This window comes from Deltaproteobacteria bacterium, from assembly GCA_018668695.1.
Taxonomy (GTDB): domain Bacteria; phylum Myxococcota; class XYA12-FULL-58-9; order XYA12-FULL-58-9; family JABJBS01; genus JABJBS01.
On sequence record JABJBS010000415.1, the window covers coordinates 1 to 4985 of the forward strand.

Consider the following 4985-nt stretch of genomic DNA (forward strand, 5'->3'; position numbering starts at 1 on the left):
AATGACCTACGCAGCAGTGCCTGCACTTCAAAACAACTCAGAACTCGCCAAGCGATTTCTTCCAAAGCTTTTGAGCAATAGCTACGACCCTCGTTGTATTCCAATCTCTGAGAAAGACAGCATGACCATGGGAATGGCCATGACTGAAAAACAAGGTGGTTCCGACGTTCGGTCCAATACCAGTCGTGCTGTTCCCACAGAAGATACTGAATGGGGTCCTGGCTGGCACCTTACTGGACACAAGTGGTTTTGCAGCGCGCCCATGTCTGACGCGTTTCTAACCTTGGCCCAAACCAGCAAAGGCCTCTCTTGCTTCTTGGTCCCCCGGTTTCGTCCAGACGGTACGCGCAACAATTTCTTTATTCAGCGCCTTAAAGACAAACTAGGCAACCAATCCAATGCGTCAAGTGAGATTGAATACGACCGAACCTTTGCAGTCCTCGTTGGCGAAGAAGGACGCGGCGTATCAACCATCATCGAAATGGTGCACCATACCCGGCTAGACTGCACTCAAGCGGCCGCTGGCATCGTTCGTCAAAGCCTAACGCAAGCACTCCATCATACCATGCATCGCAAAGCATTTGGTAAACTGCTCATCCATCAACCTTTGATGCGAAATGTGCTCGCCGATATCGCCCTCGAGTCTGAGGCGATGACCGCCATGGTTTTTCGTATTGCCAATCTATACGACGAATCTAAAGACAACTCAGAGTCTGCGACACTTGCACGCCTCGCGGTTGCCGTCGGTAAATACTGGTGTAACAAACGCGTTCCCATGGTCGTTGCCGAAGCGATGGAGTGCCACGGAGGAGCTGGATACGTCGAAGAATCCGTGATGCCTCGTCTTTACCGAGAAGCACCGCTAAATGGCATCTGGGAAGGCTCGGGCAATGTGATTTGCCTTGATGTACTCCGAACCATTCATAAGGAACCTGCTTGCCTGGAACTACTTTTAACTGAAATCGAAAAAGCGAACGGCCAAGACCCATATCTCGACCGAAGTCTCGACGTGTTTAAGAAGGAGCTCAGAGACCAAAACAACCTAGAATCTCGAGCACGGCGAATCACCGAAAAGCTCGCACTCTTATTTCAAGCATCCTTGCTTGTGCAGCACACGCCCTCACCGGTCTACCATGCATTTTGTCGGTCACGACTTGAAGGTGATTGGGGATATTCTCTCGGAACCCTCGATCCCGGAGTGGACCAAGCAGCTATTCTAACGCGCGCACACCCTGAGCTCTAAAGCCCCATCTGTTTCGAAATGATAACCTTCATAATCTCGTTGGTTCCAGCGTAAATTCGTTGGACTCTCGCATCCATATAGGCACGCGTTATAGGGTATTCAAGCATGTAACCATAGCCACCAAAGAACTGTAGACACGTGTCGACTACATCAGAAAGCATCTCTGTCTGCCACAACTTAGCCATCGAGCACTCCTTCACTAAGTACTCTCCCGCTGTGTGCTCTTCGATCACTCTATCGATAAAAGCTCTACCCACCTCTACCTGAGTTGCACACTCAGCCAACTTAAACCGAGTATTCTGCATCTTCGAGATAGGTCGACCAAATGCTTTGCGTTCCTGTGTATAGGTAACAGTATCCTTCAAAACCGCCTCGGCCGCTGCCTGAGCACCAATCGCAACGACGAGTCGTTCTTGCTGCAGCTGTTTCATCAGCATCATAAACCCGCCGCCCTCAGCTCCCAAGAGGTTGGCTGCAGGTATACGGCAATCCTGAAACGATAGCTCCGCTGTATCTTGGGACGCCATGCCCATCTTCTTCAGACGATTTCCTTTGATAAAACCCGGCCGGTCAGCCTCTACTAAGAATAAGGAAATACCCTGATGCGCTTGGTCCGGATCTGTGTTCGTTTTAGCTGCAACAATACACAAGTCGCACAAAATACCATTCGAGATGAATGTCTTGGACCCGTTTAAGATATAGTCATCGCCATCTTTGCGCGCGGTTGTTGAAAGCGCCGCCAAGTCAGAGCCAGCTCCGGGCTCTGTCATCGCAATCGCGGTCACAACCTCCCCCGACACACAACCCGGCAACCATTTCTTCTTTTGTTCGTCAGTGCCAAATTCGAAAATATAGGGAACCACAATGTCTGAATGCAGAGCTATCGCAAAACCGCTTTCATACGCATATGAAAGCTCTTCCATCACGATGCATGCATGCAAAAAATCGCCGCCAGGGCCGCCAAACTCTTCGGGCAACCAGGTACAGAGTAGCCCGGCTTCGCCGGCTTTTCGCCATGCCTCTCGGGCAACAATCCCCTCTTCGTTCCAAACTTCTTGATGAGGTTTAACCTCACGCTCCATAAAGGTTCGAACTGCTTCTCTAAACAAATCATGATCTTCAGAAAACATTCTACGTCGCATCGTATTCCCCATGAACTAGAGCACTCTAGCCAAAACGTGCTGGTGAGCCATTCACCGCTTATACTTCGATTTCAACAAGTAGTTGCCTACCTTTAACTTGAGCACCCAATTCCGCGTGAACGGCTTGAACCAAACCATCCACATCAGCTTTAAGCGGATGCTCCATTTTCATCGCTTCGATGATTGCAACTGTTTGACCCCGTGTTACCTGGTCGCCCTTTTTAACGCTAATCGTTACAAGCGCACCATCCATCGGAGCCTTAAGCTTACCACTGCCCACACCATCGGCCAGCTGCGGCGCCCGTAGAGTTGTATCTTCGATAAGTACGCTGCCTGGTCCCGCTTGCAGGTAAACCCCGGCTTGCGTCGCGAGGTATCCGGTTGACCGCTGCACACCGGAACTCGAATAAGTACAACGCTCGCCATCCCAGTCCAAAAGCGTCAACTCGATCTCTTCAGCTTGAACTTTACCTCTTACTTCAACCTCAGCGCCCTTCGTTTGAAGCTGTAGCTCGGCATCAACGTCGGTCTGCCCAAGCGACAACCGGCAGTGATTGGGAAACTCAATACTGTTTCGAAACCCAAACGGTAAACGGTTGGCATTTTGCGTTGACCGACTTAGCCTAAGTAGCGCTGCTGCTAAAATCCATTGTACCGAAGAGAGTTTTGCCATCTCCGAACGCACACCATCTGGAAAGAATTCCGCAATAAGGCCAGTCGTTGCTTCACCTTTGACAAATGTTTCACATCCCAAAACAGACGATAGAAACGTCTGATTCGTGGTCATTCCTAGAATCTGAGCATCTTGAACCAAGCGAAGTGCGCGTCGGCGTGCAGTCTCCCGGTCGTGGCCCCAGGCAATCAGCTTGGCAAGCATCGGGTCATAGTGTGGTGTAACCCGCTGCCCCGCGATCACGCCGTGATCAACTCGGCATCCATCGAGTTCGGGAACGTCAAATTTTAAGAGGTTACCGGTTTGTGGCAAAAATCCATTGGCGGGATCTTCCGCATACAGCCGAACCTCAATCGCATGCCCGCTTGAGACAACTTCATCCTGCTTCAACGGTAGAACCTGACCGTCCGCAACTCGAAGCTGCCATTCAACCAAGTCTAAGCCAGTCACCATTTCCGTCACAGGGTGTTCAACCTGGAGTCGAGTATTCATTTCGAGAAAGTAAAACTCACCGCTTGAATCGAGAAGAAATTCAACGGTTCCAGCACCGACATAATCGCATGCTTTGGCTGCGAGCACAGCCGCCTCACCCATCTTCGCACGTAATTCTAGATTCACTGCTGGAGACGGAGCCTCTTCAATAACCTTTTGATGTCTTCTTTGGACTGAGCAGTCTCGTTCTCCCAACGAAATACAGTGGCCGTGGCTGTCTGCGAAAACTTGTATCTCGATATGACGAGGTCCTATAACCGCCCGCTCAATAATCATCTCGTCAGAACCAAACGCGTTGCGTGCTTCGGAACAAGCGGTTTGAATTGCTTCGCGTAGGTCTTCTTCCTTCTCTACAAGTCGCATCCCGCGGCCACCACCACCAGCGGACGCTTTGAGCATGACTGGCAGACCGACCTTGACTGCCTCCTGAACCAAAACTTCGGGATCTTGCTCATTGCCCTGATAGCCGGGCACGCACGGAACACCTGCTGCCAGCATCGCTATCTTCGATTCTCTTTTACTTCCCATGAGCGCAATGGCGGAAGCAGGAGGTCCAATAAAGGTGATGTCTTTGGATTCCAACGCTTTAGCGAATGCTTCATTCTCCGATAAAAAACCGTAACCAGGGTGAAGCGCATCTGCACCAGAGAGTTCCAGCGCGTGGAAAATCTTATCCTGATTCAAATAGGATTCATTCACCGGCGCGGCGCCAATGCATACGGCCTCATCGGCCATTTTCACATGTCGAGCATCTTTATCCGCATCGCTGTAGACGGCCACAGTTCGATAGCCCAAATTCTGTGCAGTTTTTATAACTCGGCAGGCAATCTCACCACGGTTGGCGATTAAGACCTTTGAAAAACGACTCATCCATTCGTCTCCTGCGCCCATTTTGGTGACCGCTTCTCAATAAATGCCATGGTTCCTTCAAACCCTTCAGCACCTTGCACCGCTTCTGAAAAAAGTTTAGCAGCACCCTCTAGGACTTCATCCAAGGGCTTTACCCCAACGTCGAGGATCAAAGCTTTGGTTTTTGCATTCGCCCCCGGTGCACACTTTCTAACGCTCGCAAGAGTTTCGTTCAGCAATCCGGTGAGTTCGTCTTCATCCTTGAAACAATGATGAGCTAGCCCCAGTGCAAGAGCTTCAGTGCCTCTAATTTTTGTCCCCAGTAATGCCAATCTCCGGGTTTGTGTAAGTCCTATTCTGCGAACAACAAACGGAGCTATTTGAGCGGGAATTAACCCGAGGGTCGTTTCCGGCATCCCAAGCTTTGCTTCTTGATGAACCATGCCTATGTCGCACACCGACGCAAGACCGAAGCCGCCTCCCAAGACAGCACCTTCAAGCACCGCCACCACAACTTGAGGCAAATGCTCAACCCGCTGAATAGCTTCGCCGAAAACCTTGTTAAGGTCGAAGTAAGGGTCGGTAT

The 4985-nt window shown here is 50.6% G+C and carries 4 protein-coding genes; 1 reads left to right on the forward strand and 3 read right to left on the reverse strand.

Translation table 11 applies throughout. From position 1 onward, the window contains the following. On the forward strand, positions 1-1243 hold a 1243-nt coding region (locus tag HOK28_24590), incomplete at its 5' end, for a DNA alkylation response protein (protein ID MBT6436290.1). Here the strand turns inward: HOK28_24590 and HOK28_24595 are convergent. The 3 genes from HOK28_24595 to HOK28_24605 all read right to left on the reverse strand — a co-directional run. Continuing rightward, positions 1240-2385, reverse strand: a complete 1146-nt coding sequence (locus tag HOK28_24595; protein MBT6436291.1) for an acyl-CoA dehydrogenase — start codon at positions 2383-2385, stop codon at positions 1240-1242. The two genes, HOK28_24590 and HOK28_24595, sit on opposite strands and share 4 nt — an antisense overlap. Before the next feature lie 58 nt (positions 2386-2443). After that, entirely contained in the window at positions 2444-4420 is a 1977-nt protein-coding gene (locus HOK28_24600; GenBank protein MBT6436292.1) for an acetyl/propionyl/methylcrotonyl-CoA carboxylase subunit alpha, read from the reverse strand. After that, a partial coding sequence (locus tag HOK28_24605; protein MBT6436293.1) for an enoyl-CoA hydratase/isomerase family protein occupies positions 4417-4985 on the reverse strand: 569 nt, incomplete at its 5' end. The genes HOK28_24600 and HOK28_24605, both read right to left, overlap by 4 nt.

Bases quoted from the DNA above. Each gene is read 5' to 3' on its own strand.
- HOK28_24600 (MBT6436292.1), bottom strand. From the start codon at position 4,420: ATGAGTCGTTTTTCAAAGGTCTTAATCGCCAACCGTGGTGAGATTGCC.
- HOK28_24595 (MBT6436291.1), bottom strand. From the start codon at position 2,385: ATGCGACGTAGAATGTTTTCTGAAGATCATGATTTGTTTAGAGAAGCA.